This is a genomic window from Pseudomonas sp. AC169 (assembly GCF_979258515.1).
Genome location: NZ_OZ409866.1, coordinates 4,589,646 through 4,612,398, shown reverse-complemented (window position 1 = coordinate 4,612,398; position 22,753 = coordinate 4,589,646). Strand labels below are relative to the sequence as shown.

Sequence of the window (22,753 nt, the reverse complement as noted above, 5' to 3'; positions counted from 1 at the left end):
TTCCCGAGATATGGCCCTGCCCGTCGGTGCGAGGATGGCCGCTGCCCCTCAAGCCTGATAAAATCGCGCGCCTTCGCAGACCGGCAACAGCCGGGCCCCTCGAAACTCGCGTGAGGCACTCGCCCCGTCGATTTCGAAGTTCCCGCTGAACTCGGTCGTTACCCCTGAATCCCCTCCCCTAAAGGCCTGGATCATGAGCAAGCAACCCTCCCTGAGCTACAAGGACGCCGGTGTAGACATCGACGCCGGTGAAGCATTGGTCGAACGCATCAAGAGCGTCGCCAAGCGCACTGCGCGCCCGGAAGTCATGGGCGGCCTGGGCGGTTTCGGCGCCCTCTGCGAAATCCCGGCCGGCTACAAGCAGCCAGTATTGGTTTCCGGCACCGACGGCGTCGGCACCAAGCTGCGTCTGGCATTGAACCTGAACAAGCACGACAGCATCGGTATCGACCTGGTTGCCATGTGCGTCAACGACCTCGTGGTGTGCGGCGCCGAGCCGCTGTTCTTCCTCGACTACTACGCCACCGGCAAACTCAATGTCGACACCGCTGCCCAGGTGGTCACCGGCATCGGCGCTGGCTGCGAACTGTCGGGTTGCTCGCTGGTGGGCGGTGAAACCGCTGAAATGCCAGGCATGTACGAAGGCGAAGACTACGACCTGGCCGGCTTCTGCGTCGGCGTCGTGGAAAAATCGGAAATCATCGACGGCTCGAAAGTCGCCACCGGTGACGCGCTGATCGCACTGCCATCGTCCGGCCCGCACTCGAACGGCTACTCGCTGATCCGCAAGATCATCGAAGTCTCCGGCGCCGACATCGAAAACATCCAGCTCGACGGCAAACCGCTGACCGACCTGCTGATGGCCCCGACCCGCATCTACGTGAAGCCGCTGCTCAAGCTGATCAAAGACACCGGCGCCGTCAAAGCCATGGCCCACATCACCGGTGGCGGCCTGCTCGACAACATCCCGCGCGTTCTGCCAAAAGGCGCTCAGGCCGTGGTTGACGTAGCAAGCTGGACTCGCCCGGCTGTGTTCGATTGGCTGCAAGAGCAAGGCAACGTTGACGAAACCGAGATGCACCGCGTGCTGAACTGCGGCGTCGGCATGGTCATCTGCGTGGCTCAGGAACACGTTGAAGTGGCCCTGAACACCCTGCGTGACGCCGGCGAACAGCCTTGGGTCATCGGTGAGATCGCTGCCGCTGCCGAAGGCGCTGCTCAGGTTGATCTGCAGAACCTTAAGGCTCATTAATGTCCGCAACCTGTGATGTCGTGGTGCTGTTGTCCGGCACCGGCAGTAACTTGCAGGCTCTGATCGACAGCACGCGGACCGGCGACAGCCCGGTCCGCATCGCTGCAGTGATTTCCAACCGCGCCGACGCCTACGGCCTGCAACGCGCCAGTGACGCGGGTATCGCCACCCGCTCGCTGGATCACAAGGCCTTCGAAGGCCGCGAGGCCTTCGATGCTGCCCTGATCGAACTGATCGACGAATTCAATCCGAAACTCGTGGTGCTGGCCGGTTTCATGCGCATTCTCAGCGCTGACTTCGTTCGCCACTATCAGGGTCGCCTGCTCAACATCCACCCGTCGCTGCTACCCAAATACAAAGGGTTACACACTCATCAGCGCGCGCTGGAGGCCGGCGACACGGAGCACGGCTGCTCCGTGCACTTCGTCACCGAGGAACTCGATGGCGGACCACTGGTCGTACAGGCAGTATTACCGGTAGAGTTGCACGACACGCCGCAGAGTCTCGCGCAGCGAGTCCACGTTCAGGAACACCTGATCTACCCGATGGCAGTACGCTGGTTTGCCGAAGGCAGGCTGGCACTCGGTGAACACGGTGCTTTACTGGACGGCCAGTTACTCGCGGCCAGCGGCCACTTGATTCGAAACTAGGAGATATTATGCGTCGCGCCCTGCTCTTCGCTTGCGCTCTGCTCGCCCTGCCCTTCGCGCAGGCAGCCGAACTTCAACCGTTCTCCGCCAGCTACACCGCCGACTGGAAGCAGTTGCCCATGAGTGGCACCGCCGAGCGCAGTCTGGTCAAGGAAGCCAACGGCGTCTGGAAGCTCAGCTTCAAGGCTTCGATGATGATCGCCAGCCTGACGGAAGAAAGCACCCTGACCCTGGACAAGGACACCCTGCTGCCGCAGTCCTACCACTTTGAACGTGGTGGCCTGGGGAAAGCGAAAAAGGCTGATCTGGACTTCGACTGGAACAGCAAAATGGTCACCGGCACCGACCGTGGCGACGCGGTGAAGATCCCGCTGAACCGTGGCATGGTCGACAAGTCCACCTACCAACTGGCCCTGCAACATGATGTGGCTGCCGGCAAGAAGACCATGAGCTATCAAGTGGTCGATGACGGTGAAGTCGATACTTACGACTTCCGTGTGCTGGGCTCGGAGAAAGTCGAGACCAAGGCTGGCAAGATCGATGCAATCAAGGTCGAGCGCGTGCGCGACCCGACACAAAGCAAGCGCATCACTGTCCTGTGGTTTGCCAAGGATTGGGATTACTTGCTGGTTCGTCTGCAACAGGTTGAAACCGACGGCAAGGAGTACAACATCATGCTCCAGGACGGCACGGTCAACGGCAAAACCGTTAAAGGCAGCTGATCCGTCGTTACAGCAAAGAGCCTCGCGAAATGCGGGGCTTTTTTTCGTCTGCTGATTGGGAATTTGTGCCTGGCTCGCCCCTCACCCCAGCCCTCTCCCAAGGGAGAGGGAGCCGACCGAGTTGTCTGACCAGCTACATCGACCTGAAAAGCCGAGTCGATTATGGATTCACCAAAGAATGTTCAGGTCGGCGTAACTCTCTAATCTCCCACGGTCGGCCCCCTCTCCCCCTGGGAGAGGGAACCGAGATGTCTGGCGTTATGTGTCGACCTGAAAGATCGAGTCGATTATGGATTCCCCAAAGCAAGATCAGGTCGGCGTAACTCGCCAATCTCCCCCGGTCAGTCCCCTCTCCCTTTGGGAGAGGGCTAGGGTGAGGGGCTTTTGAAGGCGAAACTCAAACAGAAAATTTCGCCACCATGCTGTTCAGATCCACCGCCAACCGCGACAACTCCTGACTCGCCGCACTCGTCTGATTGGCCCCAGCCGATGTCTGCATCGCCAGATCACGAATATTCATCAGATTGCGATCCACCTCCCGCGCCACCGCCGCCTGCTCTTCCGAGGCACTGGCGATCACCAGATTGCGCTCGTTGATCAGCGTGAACGCCGAGGCGATCTCTTCAAGTGCAGTCCCCGCAGCCTTGGCCAACTCCAGCGTCGAACGCGCCCGCACATTGCTTTGCTGCATCGAGCTGACCGCCGAATCGGTGCCCTGCTGAATGCCGCCAATCATCTGCTCGATCTCTTGCGTCGACTGCTGCGTACGATGCGCCAGCGCCCGCACCTCATCGGCTACCACCGCAAACCCGCGCCCGGCATCACCGGCCCGCGCCGCCTCGATCGCAGCATTCAAAGCGAGCAGATTGGTCTGCTCGGCAATCGAACGGATCACGTCCAGCACCTTGCTGATGCTGTAGACCTTCTGCGCCAGATCTTCCACCTGACTCGCATTGGCTGTTACATCATCGGCCAGCGACTCGATGGACAGCACCGTTTGATGCACCTGCTCGCGGCCATGCTGGGCTATGCGATCAGATTCACGAGAAGCCTCGGAAGTGGCCACCGCATTGCTCGCCACCTCCTCCACCGCCGCCGTCATCTGATTGACCGCCGTGGCAGCCTGCTCAATTTCCAGACTCTGCTGGTGCAACCCGCGCGTAGCGTCTTCCGTGACGCAACTCAGCTCCTCCGACGCCGAGGCCAATTGGCTGGAGGACTCGGAGATTTGCCGAATCGTGTCGCGCAGGTTGTGTTGCATGCTCTTGAGCGCGTGCAGCAGTCGCGCCGGTTCGTCCTTGCCGCTGATGTTGATATCGCCGGTCAGATCACCACCGGCCACCACCTCGGCGACACCCAACGATTGCGCCAGCGGCAACACGATGCTGCGCGTCAGCAGCAGGGCCAGGCCGATGGTGATCAACGCAGTAACACCGATCATCACCCCGACCCACACCCGCGAGTTGGTAAACACCAGCCGCGCTGCTTCGGTGGCAAGGTTGGCATTGTGTTTGTTCAGCTCGACCAGTTCGCGCAGAAGCACTGCGATTTCATCGGCCAAGGGACTCATCTGACCGTTAAGAATGGTCGCAGCCTCCTCGACCCGATTCTGCGCCGATAACTGCATGACCTGGGCCTGAAATTCCAGATACTGGTGCTCGGCAACCTTGAAGCGGTCGAACAGCTTGCGCTCCTCGGGCAACACGATCAGAACGTCGTAACGTTGCTGGGCTTCACTGAGCACATCGCGTAATTCATTGAGCTTGGCAACATTCTGCTCCAGCGCCTGCGGATCGCGATTGAGCAACAGGCGCATGGTCAGCGCGCGCAGGCGCAGCATGTCCTGACTCATCTCGCCGACAGCCATCACGCTGGGCAGCCAATTGTTGTCGACCTCATCAGACTGGGCGCGCATGTTCGACATTTGCAGCAAAGCGAACGCCCCGAGCGCAAACACCATCAAGGCCAATAGACCAAAACCCAAACCGGCGCGCGGGGCAATATTGAGACTACGGATACTCATTGCTCTGGTTCCTTCCAAAAGCGCTGCATCAACCCTGCAGCTGGTTGCTTAAGAAGGTATCGGCCCGGTGAAAATTTGCGTAAGACCAAAACGTGATATCAAAAGGCCTTAATACTCCGAACCGTCGGCATTAACGATTCAGCGTGGTTTTGCCGGACTTGAGCTCCGTTCGCGGCAAGATCGCCAGGAAGTTATCTCTGGCGACTTTTTTAGCAACACCTTCAGGCAGCGCATCAAGGAACGGTTTAAAACTGTGCATTTCCTCACCGAGCTTGTTGAAACGCCCTACCACGTCGGAGCCAAGCATAAAGCGCTCGGGGTATTTCTCGACCAGTGCCAACCATTCCGGGCGCGGCTTGCCCTGCTCATCCAGCAAGTACGGCGTAAGCATGCTCCATGACAGGTCAATAAACAGATTCGGATAGGCTTCCAGCATGCGGGTCAGGGTTGACAGCAGGAACTTCAGTTGCGTTTGATGCCGATGAATTTCAGCGCTGGTCCCAGCGTGAGCCCAGATGAATCGCGTGTGCGGATGATTACGCAGCGGCTCTTCGACTTCCTTCAGGTACAGTGGATTTTTCTCACGCTTGGAGGTGATGTTCGAATGCAACATCACCGGTAGATCGTTCTCGGCTGCGAGGTGATAAATCTTGGTCATCGCTTCGTTGTTGGCGCGCGGTGTGTCGCCGGACGTCAGCGCCGTAAGATCGTCATGCCGGGTAAACACTTCACCGATGCCCTGCCATAGCCCCGGATACAGATCGAGCATGCGCTGGATGTGCGCGGCGGAGTTCTTGTCGTTGGGGTTGAAGCCCGAGAGGAACGGATGAAAGTAGGGGCGCTGCTCGGCTGACAGCTTTTGCACCGCATCGGCGACGATCACATCGGTCGCGCTGTACCAATAGGCATCGGCGTCATCCCCGGCGTAATAGCGCGGGCGCTTGGGTTCGTCCTCATGCCACTTCTTGGCAACTGGAATGCCGGAAATCATCACATGCTCGATGGAATTGTCCTTCATCGCCGTCAGCAATTTCGCCATGCCCGCGCTTTCCTGGAAAAAATCCACGTAATGCAGGTGCGCATCGCTGTAGGTGTATTCGCGGGCGCTGACGTTGCCGGCAAATACCAACAAACAGGCAAGACTCAAACGATACAGGGACACAAGTAATCTCCAGGAAGTGGGCATAGCCTAGACCGCGCCCCGACAACAAGGGTTCATCCCGCAGGAAAGTGGAACGCGTACCGGTGGGAATGCTCTATAACTGCAAGGTCTTGTTTGATTGAACGACTTTTCCTACTGCCTGTGAGGTTCCCATGACTGTTACCGTCAATACCGTCTCCGCTGAAGGTTTTCGTCACACCGTACAAATTGATGACCACGGACTGTTTACCGACGTGCCGAAGTCGGCCGGCGGCGAAGGCTCGGCACCTGAGCCGCACGACTACTTCGATGCGGCCCTAGGCGCTTGCAAAGCGCTGACCCTGAAGATGTACGCGAAGAAGAAAGACATCCCGCTGACCGGCGTTGGTGTCGACGTCAAACGCGACAACAGTGAAGAGCAGAAAGGCAAATACGTGCTGCACGTTACTCTCACTCTTAAAGGCGTACTCACCGACGCCCAGCGCGAGGAGTTGCTGCGCGTCGCCGACCGTTGCCCGATTCACAAGCTGATGACCACCACTGACGTGACCATCGAAACCCATGCACCGCAGGGCTTCGACAGCCAGTAACCCTCCTCATGCCAGCGGCGGGTTATGCTTCTGGCATCACCCGCTCAGCCTGGAATGCGCCATGGATACGCAACCTCTGATCATCCGCCCGCGCGCCGAAGACGTCGAAGGCCAGCCGATTCTGCGCCCGTTGCCGTCAGCCAAATGCCGCAGCGTCGGGCCTTTCGTGTTTTTTGATCACATGCTCGAGACGGTTTATCCGACGGGCAAAGGCATGAACATCCGACAGCACCCGCACATCGGTCTGTCGACGTTGACGTATTTGTTTGAAGGACAGATCCAGCATAAGGACAGCCTTGGCTCCGATCAGGTGGTCAGTGCCGGCGATGTCAGCTGGATGACCGCCGGCAGCGCGATTGCACACGTTGAACGCACGCCTGAGCCGTTGTGGGACCAGAGCTTTACGATGCACGGCTTGCAGATCTGGCTGGCGTCGCCCAAGGATCATGAGCAAGGCCCGGGGCACTACAGCCATCACCCGGCGGCGACCTTACCGGTCAGCGATAACCTTGGCATACAGATTCGCATGATTGCCGGGTCAGGCTTTTGCCTGGAATCGCCGGTGCCGGTGCTTTCTCCTACGTTGTATGCAGAAGTGAAGATGCAAACGGCGACCACTTTGCTGATTCCGACCGAGCATGAAGAGCGGGCGGTTTATGTGCTGAGTGGGGATGCGCAGTTGAATGGCGAGGCGATTGAGCCGCATGCGTTGGTGGTGCTGCCGGCCGGGGAAGAGATGAGCCTGTTTGCCGAAAGCGATGTGCACGCAGTGGTGTTCGGTGGCGCGGCGCTGGACGGGCCTCGGCGGATCAACTGGAATTTTGTTGCGAGCGATCCGGCGGCGATTGATGAAGCGCGGCGCAAGTGGGCGGCCGGGGACTGGCCGATGGTGCCGGGGGAAGTTGAGCGGATCGAGTTGCCGCGTTAAGCCTTGACCCTCACCCCAGCCCTCTCCCAGAGGGAGAGGGGGCCGACCGAGGTGTCTTGAGTCATACATCGACCTGAAAAATCCTGGCGATTATGGATTCAGCACAGCCGTTTCAGGTCGGCGTAACCCTCAAGCATCCCCCAATCAGTCCCCTCTCCCTCAGGGAGAGGGCTAGGGTGAGGGGCTTGTGCTTTTCAGGCTTTTAGCCCTTGAACACTTCATCCAGCAAATCATGCATCGATTTGAACGCACGCTTGGCGGTCTTCGCGTCATACATCATCTTGCCCGGTACATTGGCATGCGGATCAGTAAACGAGTGCACCGCACCGCCGTAGCTCAGCAACTGCCAATCGACATTCGCCGCGTTCATCTCGTCTTCAAACGCCGGCAGCTGCTCTTTCGGCACCAAAGGATCGGAAGCACCATGCAACACCAACACCGAACCTTTGATGTTCTGCGCATCCGCCGGGTTCGGCGAATCCAGCGTGCCATGGAACGACACCGCCGCCTTAACCGGCGCACCGGTACGAGCCAGATCCAGCGCACAGCAACCGCCAAAGCAGAAACCGAACACCGCCAGTTTCGACGTATCAACCGCCGCTTCGCCCTGCTTCTGCAACTGCTCGAAGGCCGCCTGCATACGCTTGCGCAGTAACGCACGATCATCCTTCAACGGCATCATCGCCGCGCCAGCCTGATCAGCGTTTTGTGGACGCACAGCCTGACCATAAACGTCAGCAATCAACACTACGTAGCCCTTGGCCGCGACCGACTTGGCGATCTCTTCAGCACCCGCGCTGACACCCATCCAGTTCGGCGCCATCAACAAACCCGGACGCGCGCCCGTGTGTTCGGCGTCGAACGCTAGACGACCTTCATAAGGCTGGCCATCAATCTGATAGACCACGGAACGTACAGTGACTTGGCTCATTTCTGACTCCTGATTGGTTAAACACCAGAATGAAAAAACCCGCCGAAGCGGGTTTTTCTACGACTTGATTAAACCGACAGTTCAACCAGCAGCTTGTTCAGGCGGCGCACATAGGCGGCCGGATCCTTCAAGCTGTCGCCAGCAGCCAATGCTGCCTGATCGAAGAGGATGTGCGACAGGTCGCCAAAACGCTCTTCGCTCTGCTCGCCGTCGAGTTTCTCGATCAGCGGGTGGCTTGGGTTGAACTCGAAGATCGGCTTCGAGTCCGGAACCTTCTGCCCGCTGGCTTCAAGGATCTGACGCATTTGCAGACCCAGATCCTGCTCGCCGATGGCCAGGATGGCCGGCGAGTCGGTCAGACGATGCGATACGCGGACTTCAGCCACGGAATCGCCCAGCGCAGTTTTCAGACGCTCGACCAGACCTTCTTTCGACTTGGCGACTTCTTCTGCCGCTTTCTTGTCCTCTTCCGAGTCCAGGTTGCCCAGATCGAGGTCACCGCGTGCCACGTCAACAAAAGTCTTGCCGTCGAACTCGCTGAGGTAGCTCATCAGCCACTCGTCGATGCGATCAGTCAACAGCAACACTTCGATGCCTTTCTTGCGGAAGACTTCCAGGTGCGGGCTGTTCTTGACCTGCGCGTAGGTTTCGCCGGTGAGGTAGTAGATCTTGTCCTGACCTTCCTTGGCGCGTGCCAGGTAGTCGGCCAGACCAACGACCTGCTCGCCGTCGTCGCCGTTGGTCGATGCGAAACGCAGCAGACCGGCAATTTTTTCCTTGTTGGCGAAGTCTTCTGCCGGGCCTTCTTTCATGACCTGACCGAAGTTCTTCCAGAAGCCTTTGTATTGCTCAGGCTCGTTTTTCGCCAGTTTTTCCAGCATGTCGAGCACACGTTTGGTCAGCGCGGTCTTCATCGAATCGATGATCGGGTCTTTCTGCAGGATTTCCCGCGACACGTTCAACGAAAGGTCGTTGGAATCGACCACGCCTTTGATGAAGCGCAGGTACAGCGGCAGGAACGACTCGGCCTGATCCATGACGAACACGCGTTGCACGTACAGCTTCAGGCCTTTCGGCGCTTCACGCTGGTACAGGTCGAACGGTGCGCGGGCCGGCACGTACAGCAGCGAGCTGTATTCGAGCTTGCCTTCGACTTTGTTGTGGCTCCAGGCCAGCGGGTTTTCAAAGTCGTGAGCGATGTGCTTGTAGAACTCCTGGTATTCCTCGTCCTTCACTTCAGTGCGAGGGCGAGTCCACAGGGCGCTGGCGCGGTTGACGGTTTCCCATTCAACGGCCGGCGCCTCTTCGCCTTCTACTGCTGCCGCTTCTTTCGGCAGTTCGATCGGCAAAGCGATATGGTCGGAGTACTTCTTGATGATGTTGCGCAGACGCCAGCCATCAGCGAATTCGTCTTCTGCCGCTTTCAAATGCAGGACGATGCGGGTGCCGCGTTCTGGTTTGTCGATGTTCGCAACTTCGAACTCGCCCTCGCCTTTCGACGACCAGTGCACGCCTTCGCTGGCTGGGGTGCCGGCGCGACGGCTGTACACATCAACCTGGTCAGCCACGATGAAGGCGGAATAGAAGCCCACACCGAACTGGCCAATCAGGTGCGAATCTTTCTTCTGATCGCCCGAGAGATTCTTCATGAAATCAGCGGTGCCGGATTTAGCGATGGTCCCCAAGTGGGTGATCACATCGTCACGGTTCATGCCGATACCGTTGTCTTCGAGGGTGACGGTCTTGGCGTCCTTGTCGAAGCTCACACGGATTTTCAGATCTGCACCACCTTCGAGCAACTCTGGCTTGGCCAGGGCTTCAAAGCGCAGTTTGTCGACAGCGTCAGAGGCGTTCGAGATCAATTCGCGAAGGAAGATTTCCTTGTTGGAATACAGCGAATGGATCATGAGGTGCAGCAGCTGCTTTACCTCGGTCTGGAAGCCCAGGGTTTCCTTTTGAGTTTCCACACTCATGGTCATCAAACTCCAATCAGATGGTATTGGCCGCGACCCGAATGGTCGGCGGCGGGTTGTCTTGTGAGTTTGGGGCGCTGTTCAGGATTTCAAGGGCTCATCGATTTTGAAGTGCGCGCGAGCGGTGGCAATCGGTTCGCTTTCGGTACTTTGCCAGGCGGTGATAGCGACGTTGGCTACGCGACGACCCTGACGACACACCTGACATTTGGCCCAGGTGTCGCGAAACTGCCCGGCGCGCAGGTAATCGAGAGAGAAGTCGATGATCTTAGGCACGCCAGGCGCACCGGTGAAGATCAACAGATGCAGGGCGGCAGCCAGCTCCATGAACCCGGCAATCACCCCGCCATGGATCGCCGGCAATAAAGGGTTACCAATGTTGTCCTTGTTCGCCGGCAGCTTGAACAGCAGTTCATCGCCGACGCGCGAGCATTCGATGCCGATCAGCCCGGCGTACGGGATCAGTTGCAGCAACGGCGCATAGTCGCCTTGTGCATGGGCCTGCTGCAGTTGTTGCTTGAGGTCTTCGCTCACCGACTTTCTCCCTTGATCACGCCGCCGAAACCTTTGGTCCCTTTAAGGCCCTTGCCCATGCGCATGAAGGTGCCGACAACATGGGCGATGGGTTGCTCGGGATCATCCTGGTAAGCGAAGCCACGGGCGAAGATCACATCGGTGGTCACGCGATAGCACTGGGCGAAGCCATACACTGCTTTATTCGGCTCGGCGGCGTGCATGTAATCGATGCGCAGGTCGAGGGTCGGACAAACCTCGAATTCCGGCAGCACACACAATGTCGACATCCCGCAGGCGGTGTCCATCAACGCCGTGATCGCGCCGCCATGGATCACGCCGGTTTCGGGGTTGCCGACGATTTGCGGGCTGTACGGCAGAATAACCGTGAGCCCTTCGCTGGAGGCGTTGTGCACTTGCAATCCAAGTACCTGACAGTGACGCAGCGCGGAGAGAAACCGCGTCGCACGCTCAAAAACGGTGTTCTCGGCCATTTGATAATTACTCTCGTTAAAGCCTTTTGCCAGTAGTGAGCGAAACAGCAAAAGTTCCATGTAAAAACAAACTTATATATCTGAAAGAAATGAGGAACTTAACCTGTAGCGTCGAGTTCTTAAGGCCAGTAGTTATTTTCCATAAGGAGAAACACCCCATGCGTAAGACTTTTGCTATTGCCTTGATGTTGACCGCTTCCCTCGGTCTCGCTGCCTGCGATAAAAAATCCGAGGACAAAGCTCAAGATGCCACCAACCATGCTGAACAAGCTCAGCAAGACATGAACAAAGCTCAGGATAAAGTGAACGACGCTGCGAAAGAAAACGCCGAAGCTGCCAAAGCTCAGGCTGAATCGAACGCTGCTGCACAAGAAGAAGCTGCCAAGAAGCAATAATTCGCTTTTTGCTGCAGAAAAAGAAAACCCGCCAAGTGCGGGTTTTCTTTTGCCTGTCATTTAGCGGCCGAAGAGACTTACAGCAAGACAGTTCTAAAAGTCGGACTAATCATCAGCAACAGCGAGCAGACTAAGCCAACTAGCCAGACCAGACTGCGCAGCTTGGGCAGATCGGCCAGGTAGAACCACAAGTAAAGGATTCGCGCGATCACAAAGATGATCGCCAATGTATCGATCAGCCAGCCCGCCGTTTGCGTGGTGTGCGCCATCAGCACACCGACTGCGAACAAAATGAATGCTTCGATACTGTTCTGATGCGCCGCCAGCGCCCTCGCGCCGTAACCGGTCAGTTGCGCCTGTTGCTGACGCGGCAGGTGATTGTTGTAACCACCCTGCTCTTTCATCGCCTTGCCCACTGGCATACGCGCGATATAAATCAATAGCGCACTGATAAACACACACCAGAACGGAATACTCATCAAGCGACCTCTTTATTTGTCTCGGGAATGGGGGCTTCTGTAGGGGTATAGACCATGACGTCGAGAACGTCGGAATGAAATTCGCGACGGTACAACACCAATACCACTCCGGCGCTCATCAGCATGAACAGCCACGGGCTGACGAACCACGCCAGCATGGTCATGCCGAAATAGTAAGAGCGCAGCCCGAAGTTGAACTGGTTGGCTGCCATCGAAATCACCCGCGCCGCCCGCGCAGCGAACGCCTTGCGCTCCTGTTCGGAGACATGCCGTTCACCGATCATCGGTGCCGATCCGACCAACACGGCCGCGAAGTTGTACTGCCGCATACACCAACTGAAGGTGAAGAATGCGTAGACGAACACCATCGCCAGACACAGCAACTTGATTTCCGACATACCCTGCGACGCCTGCTGCACCATCGGGATGTCTGCCAGCAACGACACCGCCCGCTCCGACGCGCCAAGCACTGTGAGAATGCCGGCGAGGATGATCAATGTGCTGGAAGCGAAGAACGAGGCATTGCGCTCCAGGTTGCCAATCACACTGGCGTCGGCAATGCGGTTATCGCGCAGCAACATGCGGCGCATCCAGTCTTCGCGGTACAGGTGCAGCACACTGGCCAGGCACGCTGTATCGCGGCCCTTCCAGGAGGCATAACGGGTATAGCCGCCCCAGCAGATGACAAACCAGACGGCGGCGAGCAAGTGGATCAGGTTGGCTTGGATGAACGACATGCAATTCCTGTTAATAGAAGCGGAAACCGGGAACCTGTGGGAGCGAGCTTGCTCGCGAAAGCGGTGTATCAGGCAATATCGATGGCGACTGACACCACGCCTTCGCGAGCAAGCTCGCTCCCACATGAAAATCTGGCACATCTTCGACGTTAGCTCAGGGAAAAAGACACTGCCTGACGCGCATAAAAAATGCCCCGTATCGATTGATACGGGGCATTTCTGTTTAAGCGTTGAAGACCCGCTTATGGCGAGTCAGGCAACATCAGGCAACCGCTTCGCTGCGCTTGCCCAGCATGCGGTCGCAAACGACTGCGACCACCAGAGTCATCACGCACGGCACCAGCCACGCCAGGCCCTGCTCGCTCAGCGGCAGGTGGGACAATTGCGCTGGCATCCAGTCGGCCAGACCGGCGCCTTTCAGCGCGTCGATGGTGCCGAACACGAACGACACCAGCATCACCGGACCGAGAATGCGGCCGTGCTCATGCCAGAAGTCTTTGCAGAAGCTCAGCGCCACCAGCACGATGCACGGCGGATAGATCGCGGTCAGTACCGGAATCGAGAAGGCAATCAGCTTGGTCAGGCCCAGGTTCGATACCAGCAGCGAGAACGCTGCGAGAATGATCACCAGGGTCTTGTAGGACAGTGGCAGCACGCGGCTGAAGTATTCGGCACAGGCGCAGGTCAAGCCTACCGCCGTCACCAGACACGCCAGCGAGATCAGTACCGCGAGGAAACCGCTGCCCAGCGAACCGAAGGTGTGCTGCACATAGGCGTGCAGTACCGCTGCGCCGTTGGACGCGCCCGCTGCTACTTCGTGGCTACCAGAACCAAGGCGGAACAGGCTGACATACACCAGCGCCAGACCGACACCGGCAATCAGGCCAGCGATGATCGCGTAACGGGTGATCAGCGCCGGCGACTCGACGCCACGGGAGCGGATCGCGTTCACGATAACGATGCCGAACACCAGCGCCCCGAGGGTATCCATGGTCAGGTAACCATTGATGAAGCCTTGGGAGAACGGCGCGGCGACGTACTCTGGCGTGCCGTGGCCGATGTCACCCGCCGGCAAGGCGAATGCAGCGATACCCAGCACCGCCAGCGCGATGATCTTCAACGGCGCGAGAAAACGGCCAACCGTGTCCAGCAAACGCCCAGGGTAGAGCGAGATGAAGAACACCAGCAGGAAGTACACCGAGCTGTAGAGGAACAGTGCCAGCGGGCTTTCGCCAGTCAGCGGCGCCAGACCTACTTCAAACGATACGGTTGCGGTACGCGGGGTGGCGAACAGCGGGCCGACCGCCAGGTAGCACGCCGCAGCCAGAATGCCGCCAGCGATCTTGCCGATCGGGCTGCTCAGCGCATCCATCGCCCCACCGACCTTGGCCAGTGCAACGACGGTGATCACCGGCAAACCGACGGCGGTGATCAGGAAGCCCAGCGCGGCCATCCAGACGTGAGGTCCGGCCTGCAAGCCCACGATCGGCGGGAAGATGATGTTGCCAGCCCCAACGAACAGGGCAAATGTCATAAAGCCAAGTGCCAGGATGTCCTGACCTTTCAAAACTTTCATTAAGGTAATACCACACTACTGAATCGGAATTTAGAGGGGGATTGCCCTGTGTAATTAGGGAAATGCTGTCGATCCGTATGGGACTGACCCTTAAAGCGCGTTGCATGCCTTGTGGGCGGCAGACGCAAAAATGGCTGCTAGCCTAACGAATTTGCCGTGTAAACGCACTGTTAGAGGGCGAACTATCCGATACGCGACGTTTCCGTGTCGCGTTTTTGCATGTAATTGGGTAGATGTCTATAAATCGCCTTCGCGAGCAAGCTCGCTCTCACATGGAAATGCGTACAAATGTGGGAGCGAGCTTGCTCGCGAAGGCGATATAACTGATGACGCAGGTGCCAGAAACGACAAAGGCCACCCGAAGGTGGCCTTTGTTTGGTGAAGCGTCAGCTAAGCGCGAGGCTTACTTGACAGCCCAACCAGTCAGCTCGGCCAGGGCCTTGCCGATGTCTGCCAGCGAACGCACGGTTTTAACGCCTGCGTCTTGCAGCGCAGCGAACTTCTCGTCTGCAGTGCCTTTGCCGCCAGAGATGATTGCGCCAGCATGGCCCATGCGCTTGCCCGGAGGAGCAGTCACACCAGCGATGTAGGAAACAACCGGCTTGGTCACGTGTGCCTTGATGTAGGCAGCCGCTTCTTCTTCAGCCGAACCGCCGATCTCACCGATCATCACGATCGCTTCGGTCTTCGGGTCTTCCTGGAACAGCTTCAGGATGTCGATGAAGTTCGAACCCGGGATCGGGTCACCACCGATGCCGACGCAAGTCGACTGACCGAAACCGGCGTCAGTAGTCTGCTTCACAGCTTCGTAGGTCAGGGTGCCGGAACGCGAAACGATACCGACCTTGCCTGGCAAGTGAATGTGACCTGGCATGATGCCGATCTTGCACTCGCCCGGAGTGATAACGCCTGGGCAGTTAGGGCCGATCAGGACTACGCCCAGCTCGTCGCACTTAACTTTAGCGTCCAGCATGTCCAGGGTAGGAATGCCTTCGGTGATGCAAACGATCAGCTTGATGCCGCCGAATGCCGCTTCCAGGATCGAATCTTTGCAGAAAGGAGCCGGAACGTAGATCACGGAAGCGGTAGCGCCGGTGGCTTCTACTGCGTCTTTGACGGTGTTGAACACTGGCAGACCCAGGTGCTCGGTGCCGCCTTTGCCAGGAGTTACGCCGCCAACCATCTTGGTGCCGTATTCGATGGCTTGCTGGGTGTGGAAACTACCTTGCGAACCGGTAATACCCTGGCAGATAACTTTGGTGTCTTTATTGATCAGGACGCTCATTATTTGCCCTCCGCAGCTTTGACAACTTGTTGAGCAGCGTCGGTCAGGCTGGTAGCAGCGATGATGTTCAAACCGCTTTCTGCCAGTACTTTAGCGCCCAGCTCAGCGTTGTTGCCTTCAAGGCGAACAACAACCGGGATTTTCACGCCGACTTCTTTCACAGCGCCGATGATGCCTTCGGCAATCATGTCGCAGCGAACGATGCCGCCGAAGATGTTGACCAGTACTGCAGCGACGTTGGTGTCGGACAGGATGATCTTGAACGCTTCAGTTACGCGTTCTTTGGTAGCGCCACCGCCTACGTCGAGGAAGTTGGCTGGCTTGCCGCCATGCAGGTTGACGATGTCCATGGTACCCATGGCCAGGCCAGCACCGTTGACCATGCAGCCGATGTTGCCTTCCAGTGCTACGTAGTTCAATTCGAACTTGGCAGCGTGCGCTTCGCGCGGATCGTCTTGCGACGGATCGTGGAAAGTCTTCAGCTTAGGCTGACGGTACATGGCGTTGGCGTCGATGTTGATCTTGGCGTCGAGGCAGTGCAGATCGCCGTCAGCCTTGATCACCAGCGGGTTCACTTCCAGCAGAGCCAGATCGTGATCCTTGAACAGTTTGGCCAGACCTACGAAGATCTTGGCGAACTGAGCAACCTGCTTGCCTTCCAGACCCAGCTGGAATGCCAGCTCGCGACCCTGGAATGGCTGAGCGCCAACCAGTGGATCGATAGTGGCCTTGAGAATTTTTTCTGGAGTGTCGTGAGCGATTTTCTCGATGTCCACGCCACCTTCGGTGGAAGCCATGAACACGATGCGACGGCTCGAACGGTCAACGACAGCGCCCAGGTACAGCTCTTTAGCGATATCAGTGCACGATTCAACCAGGATCTTGGTGACTGGCTGGCCATTGGCGTCAGTCTGGTAAGTCACCAGACGCTTGCCCAGCCACTGCTGTGCGAAGGCTTTGGCGTCTTCTTTGCTGCGAACCAGCTTGACGCCGCCCGCTTTACCGCGACCACCGGCGTGGACCTGGGCTTTGACAACCCACTCGCTGCCGCCGATTTTGTCGCAAGCTTCTGCTGCTGCTTCCGGGGTGTCTACTGCGTAACCAGTGGAAACTGGCAGGCCGTATTCAGCGAACAGCTGCTTACCCTGATACTCGTGAAGATTCATGCTTTTTACCGTCTTCGTTAGGTACTGCGCATTCGGCGCTGCGCTCGATTGAGTGCCGCGCCACCTGTGACTGCTGCTTGCGTAGCTGAGCTACGCAAGACTGCGTCCAGCGGACATTCCGCGGTGAGACTTGCTCGCAAGGCTCACGACGGGCCGTTACCGCCGTGGTTTCTTATTGTCTGTTAACGCTTTTTGCGGTTGGCAATGTGGATGGCGCCGCCATTCACAGCCAAAGCAGCTTCGTGCAAGGCTTCAGACAGGGTCGGATGGGAGAAAACCATCATGCCCAGGTCTTCAGCGCTGGTGCCGAATTCCATACCGATCGCGCCCTGCTGAACCAGTTCTGCAGCGCTCGGACCAATCACGTGCACGCCCAATACGCGGTCAGTCTTGGCATCGGCGATGACCTTGACGAAACCACCGGTATCGTTGGCAGCCATGGCACGGCCGGAAGCCGCGAACGGGAAGGTGCCGACGTTAACTTCAACGCCTTCAGCTTTCAAGGCCTGCTCGGTTTTGCCAACCCACGCGATTTCCGGGTGAGTATAAATAACCGAAGGGATCAGGTCATAGTTCATCTGGGCTTTGTGGCCCTTGATGCGCTCGACAACCATGATGCCTTCTTCGGAGGCCTTGTGCGCCAGCATCATGCCGCGAACCACGTCTCCGATGGCGAAAACGCCCGGTACGGTGGTCGCGCAGTGATCGTCAACGTGCACGAAACCGCGCTCGTCGAGGGTCACGCCGCTGTCGGCAGCCAGCAGATCAGTGGTCACCGGACGGCGACCAACGGCTACGATCAGCTTGTCGAACGTGATGGTCTGTTCGCCGTTGGCATCGGTGTAGTTCACAACGACTTCGTCGCCGTTCACTTTCGAGCCGGTCACGCGAGCGCCCAGTTTGATGTCCAGACCTTGTTTGGTCAGGGTTTTCAGCGCTTCCTTGGAAACAGCGGTGTCCGCTGCCATCAGGAAGGTGTCCAGTGCTTCGAGGACAACTACTTCCGAACCCAGACGCGACCACACCGAACCCAGTTCCAGACCGATTACGCCAGCGCCGATCACGCCCAGACGTTTAGGTACGGTTTGGAATTCCAGTGCGCCAGTCGAATCAACGATGACTTTCTGATCGACCGGAGCCGGTGGAATGTCGATCGGACGCGAACCTGGAGCCAGGATCACGTTTTCAGCTTCGATGACTTCAACCGAGCCGTCTGGCTTGGTGACTTCGACTTTCTTGCCAGCCAGCAGTTTGCCGTGGCCCTGGATCGAAGTAACGCCGTTGGCCTTGAACAGGGTGGCAACGCCGCCGGTCAGGTTCTTGACGATGCCAGCCTTGCGGCCAACCATCGCAGCGACGTCCATTTTGACTTCGCCAGTCGAGATACCGTGAACGTTGAAGCTTTCTTTCGCTTCCTTGTATTTCCAGGAGCTGTCGAGCAGCGCCTTGGAAGGAATGCAGCCTACGTTCAGGCAGGTGCCGCCCAGGGCTTGCTTGCCTTCAGCGTCGGTGTACTTCTCGATGCAGGCAGTGGTCAGACCCAGCTGCGCGGCCTTGATGGCAGCCACGTAGCCACCAGGGCCAGCACCGATCACTACTACGTCAAATTTCTGCGACATTCAAAAAATCCTCTTTAGCAATAAAGCTACAAGCCGCAAGCCCCAAGCTCCAAGCCCACCCCGCTCACTTGAGCTTGTGGCTTGAAACTTGAAGCTTGCCGCTGTTTTTTAGATATCCAGCAACAGACGAGCCGGATCTTCCAGCAGGTTCTTGATGGTCACCAGGAAGGTCACAGCTTCTTTGCCATCGATCAGACGGTGATCGTAGGACAGTGCCAGGTACATCATCGGACGGATAACGACCTGACCGTTGATGGCCATAGGACGCTGGATGATGTTGTGCATGCCCAGAATCGCTGCCTGCGGCGGGTTGACGATCGGGGTCGACATCATCGAACCGAAGGTACCACCGTTGGTGATGGTGAAGGTACCACCGGTCATCTCGTCCATCGACAGTTTGCCGTCACGGGCTTTTTTGCCGAATGTTGCGATGCCGCCTTCGATTTCAGCCAGGCTCATCAGCTCGGCGTTACGCAGAACCGGAACAACCAGGCCACGGTCGCTGGAAACGGCAACGCCGATGTCCGCGTAGCCGTGGTAAACGATGTCGGCGCCGTCGATCGACGCGTTGACAGCCGGGAAGCGTTTCAGTGCTTCGGTCGCTGCTTTGACGAAGAACGACATGAAGCCCAGGCGTACACCGTTGTGCGACTTCTCGAACAGGTCCTTGTACTTCGAACGCAGGGCCATGACTTCAGTCATGTCGACTTCGTTGAAAGTGGTCAGCATCGCCATGTTCGACTGTGCTTCAACCAGACGCTTGGCCACGGTGGCACGCACGCGGGTCATCGGTACGCGCTTCTCGATGCGGTCGCCAGCAGCGAACACAGGAGCGGCAGCCGAAGGAGCAGCAGCCTTGGCAGGCGCGGCAGCCGGAGCGGCTTTCTTGGCAGCAACAGCAGCAACCACGTCTTCCTTGGTCACACGACCGCCCTTGCCGGTGCCGGCAACGGAAGCGATGTTGATGCCGTTTTCTTCAGCCAGCTTGCGCGCGGCAGGAGCAGCAACAGGATCGTCTTCGCCTTCAGCAGCAGCCGGTGCAGCGGCAGCAGCGGCCGGAGCAGCAGCGGCGGCTGGAGCGGCAGCAGCGCCACCCTCTTCGATCGAGCCCAGTACCTGGTTGGAAAGAACGGTATCGCCTTCGTTGGCAACGATTGCGCCCAGCACACCGTCAGCTTCAGCCAATACTTCGAGCACGACTTTGTCGGTTTCGATGTCGACGATCAGGTCGTCACGCTTGACGGCCTCACCTGGTTTCTTGTGCCAGGTGGCAACGGTGCCATCGGCAACCGATTCCGGGAATGACGGGGCTTTGATTTCGATAGCCATTATCTGTGGGTCCTTAAAATTCGGTTTCAGTCAGCGCGAAGGCGTTAAACAGTGAAAGCATCTTGCAGCAGTTTTTCCTGCTGCTCGGCGTGCATCGATGCGTAACCACAAGCAGGTGCAGCAGACGCCTCGCGGCCCGCGTACTCAAGTACGAGAGACTTGTCGAGGTTGGCGATGCTGCGACGCAAGTGATGCTGGCTGCAGTACCAGGCACCCTGGTTCATCGGCTCTTCCTGACACCAAACGGCATGTTTGACGTTGGTGTATGGAGCCAGGACTTCTTTCAAGTCGTCCTCAGGGAATGGGTACAGCTGCTCGATACGCACGATGGCGATATCGTCACGGCCTTCGGCACGGCGTTTTTCCAGCAGGTCGTAGTAGACCTTGCCGCTACACAGAACAACGCGCTCGACCTTTTTCGGGTCCAGGGCATCGATTTCCGGGATCACGGTCTGGAACGAACCTTCGGCCAGATCTTCCAGGGTCGAGATGGCCAGCTTGTGGCGCAGCAGCGACTTCGGAGTCAGAACGATCAACGGCTTGCGCAGCGGACGAATCACCTGACGACGCAGCAAGTGGTAGATCTGTGCTGGCGTGGTCGGTACGGCGACCTGAATGTTGTGCTCGGCGCACAGTTGCAGGTAACGCTCAAGACGTGCCGAGCTGTGCTCAGGGCCCTGACCTTCGTAACCGTGTGGCAGCAACATGGTCAGACCGCAGAGACGGCCCCACTTGTGCTCGCCGCTGGTGATGAACTGGTCGATCACAACCTGTGCACCGTTGGCGAAGTCGCCGAACTGGGCTTCCCAGATCACCAGCGCATCCGGCGTGGTGGTCGAGTAACCGTATTCGAACGCCAGTACCGCTTCTTCCGACAGGAACGAGTCGTACAGGTCAAAGCGTGGCTGACCGTCGTACAAGTGCGCCAGCGGAATATAGGTGCCCGCGTCTTTCTGGTTGTGCAACACAGCGTGACGGTGCGAGAACGTACCGCGGCCGATGTCCTGACCGGTCATGCGAATCGGGTGACCTTCGAACGCCAGGGTCGCGTACGCCATGGTTTCGGCGTAACCCCAGTTGATCGGCAGGCCGCCGGCTTGCATTTTCTGACGGTCTTCGTAGATCTTCGCAACCTGACGCTGAACCACGAAGCCGTCCGGAATTTCCAGCAGCTTGGCGGACAGTTCTTGCAGGGTTTTCAGATCGAAACGCGTGTCGTGACGCGCAGTCCAGGCGTGGCCCAGATACGGACGCCAGTCCACGAACAACTCTTTGTTCGGCTCTTTGACCAGCGATTTCACGACGTGCAGACCGTTGTCCAGCGCGTTGCGGTATTCGTCGACTTTCGCCTGAACACGCTCTGCGTCCAGCACACCGCCCTGGGTCAGACGATCAGCGTACAGCTCACGGGTGGTGCGCTGTTTGGTGATCTGCTGATACATCAGAGGCTGGGTGCCGCTCGGCTCGTCAGCTTCGTTGTGGCCGCGACGACGGTAGCAGACCAGGTCGATCACCACGTCACGCTTGAACTGCATGCGGTAGTCGATGGCCAGCTGAGTCACGAACAAAACGGCTTCCGGATCATCACCATTCACATGGAGGATCGGCGCCTGGATCATCTTGGCAACGTCGGTGGCGTACTCGGTGGAACGCGAGTCCAGCGGGTTGCTGATGGTGAAACCAACCTGGTTGTTGATCACGATGTGCACGGTACCGCCGGTCTTGAAACCGCGGGTCTGCGACATCTGGAAGGTTTCCATGACCACGCCCTGACCTGCGAAAGCAGCGTCACCGTGGATGGAGATCGGCAGAACCTTCTCACCGGTCGGGTCGTTACGACGATCCTGACGGGCGCGCACCGAACCTTCTACCACCGGAGAAACGATTTCCAGGTGGGACGGGTTGAACGCCATGGCCAGGTGAACTTCACCGCCGGCGGTCATCACGTTGGACGAGAAGCCCTGGTGGTATTTAACGTCACCGGAACCCAGCTCGACCTTCTTCTTGCCTTCGAACTCGTCGAACAGCTCGCGCGGATTCTTGCCGAAGGTGTTGACCAGCACGTTCAGACGGCCACGGTGGGCCATGCCGATGACGACTTCCTTGGTGCCGTAGGAACCGGAACGCTGGATCAGTTCGTCGAGCATCGGAATCAGGCTTTCGCCGCCTTCCAGACCGAAACGCTTGGTGCCCGGGTATTTGGTGCCCAGGTATTTTTCCAGGCCTTCACCGGCAGTCACGCGCTCGAGCAGGTGGCTCTTGATGTCGGCGGAGTACGTCGGACGACCACGCACGCTTTCCAGACGCTGCTGGAACCACTGGCGCTGCTCGGAATCGGTGATGTGCGTAAATTCAGCGCCGATGGTGCGGCAATATGTCTGCTGCAACGCTTCGTGAATTTCGCGTAGGCTCGCTTCCTCTTTGCCGATGAACAGGTCGCCGGCACGGAAGGTCGTATCAAGATCGGCATTGGTCAAGCCGTAATGATTGATCGACAGGTCTGCAGGTGCAGGACGCTGCCACAGCCCCAGCGGGTCAAGCTGGGCTGCCTGGTGGCCACGCATACGGTAGGCCTGGATCAATCGCAGCACTTCAACTTGCTTCTTCTCGTGCTCACTGCTCACGCTGCCGGCGGAAACCGGTTGGGCGCGGCGCTGGTTCTTTGCCAGCAGCACGAAATGATCGCGAATTGTCGAGTGCGAAACATCAGTGGCAGAGTTGCCGTCGGCAGGCAACTTCTGAAAGTAGGTGCGCCACTCTTCTGGCACAGCGTTAGGGTCGTGCAGGTAGAGCTCATAAAGCTCTTCCACATAGGCAGCGTTTCCACCTGAAAGGTAGGCGCTGTTCCACATGCGCTGCATCACGCTTTCTTGCATGCTTGGTCACCCTCGGTTAGGGGAACACCATCGATGTCGACACCGAGCAAACTTGCAGAAGTCCGAATGCAGCG

20 protein-coding genes are annotated in these 22,753 nt (G+C 58.1%); 6 read left to right on the top strand and 14 right to left on the bottom strand.

Features of this window, described 5'->3' with window-relative positions; all coding sequences use genetic code 11:
- Positions 1-193 precede the first annotated feature (193 nt).
- The 3 genes from purM to ACZZ0G_RS20700 are packed head-to-tail and all read left to right on the top strand — an operon-like array spanning position 194 to position 2,624.
- Complete coding sequence (purM, locus tag ACZZ0G_RS20710) at positions 194-1,252, top strand: phosphoribosylformylglycinamidine cyclo-ligase (RefSeq protein WP_463557352.1); 1,059 nt, start codon at positions 194-196, stop codon at positions 1,250-1,252.
- Positions 1,252-1,902 carry a phosphoribosylglycinamide formyltransferase gene (purN, locus tag ACZZ0G_RS20705; RefSeq protein ID WP_095119952.1) on the top strand — a complete coding sequence of 217 codons (651 nt, stop codon included), beginning with the start codon at positions 1,252-1,254 and terminating at the stop codon, positions 1,900-1,902. The genes purM and purN overlap by 1 nt, the downstream gene beginning before the upstream one ends.
- Positions 1,903-1,910: 8 nt before the next feature.
- Complete coding sequence (locus ACZZ0G_RS20700; RefSeq protein ID WP_102900814.1) at positions 1,911-2,624, top strand: DUF3108 domain-containing protein; 714 nt, start codon at positions 1,911-1,913, stop codon at positions 2,622-2,624.
- A 397-nt stretch (positions 2,625-3,021) separates the two neighbouring features.
- Here ACZZ0G_RS20700 and ACZZ0G_RS20695 read toward each other — a convergent pair whose 3' ends face one another.
- Positions 3,022-4,647, bottom strand: a complete 1,626-nt coding sequence (locus tag ACZZ0G_RS20695) for a methyl-accepting chemotaxis protein (protein ID WP_463557351.1) — start codon at positions 4,645-4,647, stop codon at positions 3,022-3,024.
- A 130-nt stretch (positions 4,648-4,777) separates the two neighbouring features.
- Complete coding sequence (locus tag ACZZ0G_RS20690) at positions 4,778-5,833, bottom strand: amidohydrolase family protein (RefSeq protein WP_463557350.1); 1,056 nt, start codon at positions 5,831-5,833, stop codon at positions 4,778-4,780.
- Positions 5,834-5,961: 128 nt separating this feature from the next.
- Here ACZZ0G_RS20690 and ACZZ0G_RS20685 point away from each other — a divergent pair, with 128 nt between their 5' ends.
- Together ACZZ0G_RS20685 and ACZZ0G_RS20680 are read left to right on the top strand one after the other, a co-directional pair.
- Positions 5,962-6,378, top strand: coding sequence for an OsmC family protein (locus tag ACZZ0G_RS20685; protein WP_463557349.1), 417 nt, complete (start codon positions 5,962-5,964; stop codon positions 6,376-6,378).
- A 61-nt stretch (positions 6,379-6,439) separates the two neighbouring features.
- The gene (locus ACZZ0G_RS20680; protein ID WP_463557348.1) at positions 6,440-7,306 is read left to right on the top strand and encodes a pirin family protein; all 867 of its coding nucleotides are present in this window, start codon (positions 6,440-6,442) and stop codon (positions 7,304-7,306) included.
- A 202-nt stretch (positions 7,307-7,508) separates the two neighbouring features.
- Here the strand turns inward: ACZZ0G_RS20680 and ACZZ0G_RS20675 are convergent, their stop codons facing one another.
- The 4 genes from ACZZ0G_RS20675 to ACZZ0G_RS20660 form a co-directional block, all read right to left on the bottom strand.
- On the bottom strand, positions 7,509-8,237 hold the full coding sequence (locus ACZZ0G_RS20675) for a dienelactone hydrolase family protein (RefSeq protein ID WP_463557347.1): 729 nt from the start codon (positions 8,235-8,237) through the stop codon (positions 7,509-7,511).
- A 68-nt stretch (positions 8,238-8,305) separates the two neighbouring features.
- Positions 8,306-10,210: a molecular chaperone HtpG gene (gene htpG / locus ACZZ0G_RS20670; RefSeq protein WP_463557346.1), complete on the bottom strand. Its 1,905-nt coding sequence runs from the start codon at positions 10,208-10,210 to the stop codon at positions 8,306-8,308.
- A gap of 81 nt (positions 10,211-10,291) precedes the next feature.
- On the bottom strand, positions 10,292-10,744 hold the full coding sequence (locus ACZZ0G_RS20665; RefSeq protein WP_463557345.1) for a PaaI family thioesterase: 453 nt from the start codon (positions 10,742-10,744) through the stop codon (positions 10,292-10,294).
- Entirely contained in the window at positions 10,741-11,217 is a 477-nt protein-coding gene (locus tag ACZZ0G_RS20660) for a PaaI family thioesterase (protein WP_463557344.1), read from the bottom strand. The genes ACZZ0G_RS20665 and ACZZ0G_RS20660 overlap by 4 nt, the downstream gene beginning before the upstream one ends.
- Positions 11,218-11,375: 158 nt before the next feature.
- Between ACZZ0G_RS20660 and ACZZ0G_RS20655 the strand changes: the two genes are divergently transcribed.
- A complete protein-coding gene (locus ACZZ0G_RS20655; protein ID WP_463557343.1) occupies positions 11,376-11,612 on the top strand; it encodes a hypothetical protein in 237 nt (78 codons plus the stop codon).
- 77 nt (positions 11,613-11,689) lie between these two features.
- Here ACZZ0G_RS20655 and ACZZ0G_RS20650 read toward each other — a convergent pair whose 3' ends face one another.
- The 8 genes from ACZZ0G_RS20650 to ACZZ0G_RS20615 form a co-directional block, all read right to left on the bottom strand.
- Positions 11,690-12,091 (bottom strand): MAPEG family protein, encoded by a 402-nt coding sequence (locus tag ACZZ0G_RS20650; RefSeq protein ID WP_064117358.1) that lies wholly within the window; start codon positions 12,089-12,091, stop codon positions 11,690-11,692.
- Positions 12,091-12,828: a DUF599 domain-containing protein gene (locus ACZZ0G_RS20645; RefSeq protein WP_034156247.1), complete on the bottom strand. Its 738-nt coding sequence runs from the start codon at positions 12,826-12,828 to the stop codon at positions 12,091-12,093. The genes ACZZ0G_RS20650 and ACZZ0G_RS20645 overlap by 1 nt, the downstream gene beginning before the upstream one ends.
- Positions 12,829-13,090: 262 nt before the next feature.
- Positions 13,091-14,404, bottom strand: a complete 1,314-nt coding sequence (gene brnQ / locus ACZZ0G_RS20640; RefSeq protein ID WP_463557342.1) for a branched-chain amino acid transport system II carrier protein — start codon at positions 14,402-14,404, stop codon at positions 13,091-13,093.
- A 403-nt stretch (positions 14,405-14,807) separates the two neighbouring features.
- The gene (gene sucD / locus ACZZ0G_RS20635) at positions 14,808-15,689 is read right to left on the bottom strand and encodes a succinate--CoA ligase subunit alpha (protein WP_008082972.1); all 882 of its coding nucleotides are present in this window, start codon (positions 15,687-15,689) and stop codon (positions 14,808-14,810) included.
- Entirely contained in the window at positions 15,689-16,855 is a 1,167-nt protein-coding gene (gene sucC, locus ACZZ0G_RS20630) for an ADP-forming succinate--CoA ligase subunit beta (protein ID WP_007919879.1), read from the bottom strand. The genes sucD and sucC overlap by 1 nt, the downstream gene beginning before the upstream one ends.
- Positions 16,856-17,037: 182 nt before the next feature.
- Positions 17,038-18,474: a dihydrolipoyl dehydrogenase gene (gene lpdA, locus ACZZ0G_RS20625; protein ID WP_102356807.1), complete on the bottom strand. Its 1,437-nt coding sequence runs from the start codon at positions 18,472-18,474 to the stop codon at positions 17,038-17,040.
- 108 nt (positions 18,475-18,582) lie between these two features.
- Positions 18,583-19,803 (bottom strand): 2-oxoglutarate dehydrogenase complex dihydrolipoyllysine-residue succinyltransferase, encoded by a 1,221-nt coding sequence (odhB, locus tag ACZZ0G_RS20620; protein WP_463557341.1) that lies wholly within the window; start codon positions 19,801-19,803, stop codon positions 18,583-18,585.
- Positions 19,804-19,847: 44 nt separating this feature from the next.
- Positions 19,848-22,679, bottom strand: coding sequence for a 2-oxoglutarate dehydrogenase E1 component (locus tag ACZZ0G_RS20615; protein WP_463557340.1), 2,832 nt, complete (start codon positions 22,677-22,679; stop codon positions 19,848-19,850).
- Between the last annotated feature and the right edge of the window lie 74 nt (positions 22,680-22,753).

Excerpts from the sequence above, each read along its gene's own strand:
- odhB (WP_463557341.1), bottom strand. The coding sequence starts at position 19,803 with ATGGCTATCGAAATCAAAGCCCCGTCATTCCCGGAATCGGTTGCCGAT.
- ACZZ0G_RS20660 (WP_463557344.1), bottom strand. The coding sequence starts at position 11,217 with ATGGCCGAGAACACCGTTTTTGAGCGTGCGACGCGGTTTCTCTCCGCG.
- ACZZ0G_RS20650 (WP_064117358.1), bottom strand. The coding sequence starts at position 12,091 with ATGAGTATTCCGTTCTGGTGTGTGTTTATCAGTGCGCTATTGATTTAT.
- ACZZ0G_RS20615 (WP_463557340.1), bottom strand. The coding sequence starts at position 22,679 with ATGCAAGAAAGCGTGATGCAGCGCATGTGGAACAGCGCCTACCTTTCA.
- ACZZ0G_RS20655 (WP_463557343.1), top strand. The coding sequence starts at position 11,376 with ATGCGTAAGACTTTTGCTATTGCCTTGATGTTGACCGCTTCCCTCGGT.
- sucD (WP_008082972.1), bottom strand. The coding sequence starts at position 15,689 with ATGAGCGTCCTGATCAATAAAGACACCAAAGTTATCTGCCAGGGTATT.
- ACZZ0G_RS20675 (WP_463557347.1), bottom strand. The coding sequence starts at position 8,237 with ATGAGCCAAGTCACTGTACGTTCCGTGGTCTATCAGATTGATGGCCAG.
- ACZZ0G_RS20680 (WP_463557348.1), top strand. The coding sequence starts at position 6,440 with ATGGATACGCAACCTCTGATCATCCGCCCGCGCGCCGAAGACGTCGAA.
- purN (WP_095119952.1), top strand. The coding sequence starts at position 1,252 with ATGTCCGCAACCTGTGATGTCGTGGTGCTGTTGTCCGGCACCGGCAGT.
- ACZZ0G_RS20695 (WP_463557351.1), bottom strand. The coding sequence starts at position 4,647 with ATGAGTATCCGTAGTCTCAATATTGCCCCGCGCGCCGGTTTGGGTTTT.
- ACZZ0G_RS20645 (WP_034156247.1), bottom strand. The coding sequence starts at position 12,828 with ATGTCGTTCATCCAAGCCAACCTGATCCACTTGCTCGCCGCCGTCTGG.
- htpG (WP_463557346.1), bottom strand. The coding sequence starts at position 10,210 with ATGAGTGTGGAAACTCAAAAGGAAACCCTGGGCTTCCAGACCGAGGTA.
- brnQ (WP_463557342.1), bottom strand. The coding sequence starts at position 14,404 with ATGAAAGTTTTGAAAGGTCAGGACATCCTGGCACTTGGCTTTATGACA.
- lpdA (WP_102356807.1), bottom strand. The coding sequence starts at position 18,474 with ATGTCGCAGAAATTTGACGTAGTAGTGATCGGTGCTGGCCCTGGTGGC.
- ACZZ0G_RS20700 (WP_102900814.1), top strand. The coding sequence starts at position 1,911 with ATGCGTCGCGCCCTGCTCTTCGCTTGCGCTCTGCTCGCCCTGCCCTTC.
- sucC (WP_007919879.1), bottom strand. The coding sequence starts at position 16,855 with ATGAATCTTCACGAGTATCAGGGTAAGCAGCTGTTCGCTGAATACGGC.
- ACZZ0G_RS20690 (WP_463557350.1), bottom strand. The coding sequence starts at position 5,833 with ATGCCCACTTCCTGGAGATTACTTGTGTCCCTGTATCGTTTGAGTCTT.
- ACZZ0G_RS20685 (WP_463557349.1), top strand. The coding sequence starts at position 5,962 with ATGACTGTTACCGTCAATACCGTCTCCGCTGAAGGTTTTCGTCACACC.
- purM (WP_463557352.1), top strand. The coding sequence starts at position 194 with ATGAGCAAGCAACCCTCCCTGAGCTACAAGGACGCCGGTGTAGACATC.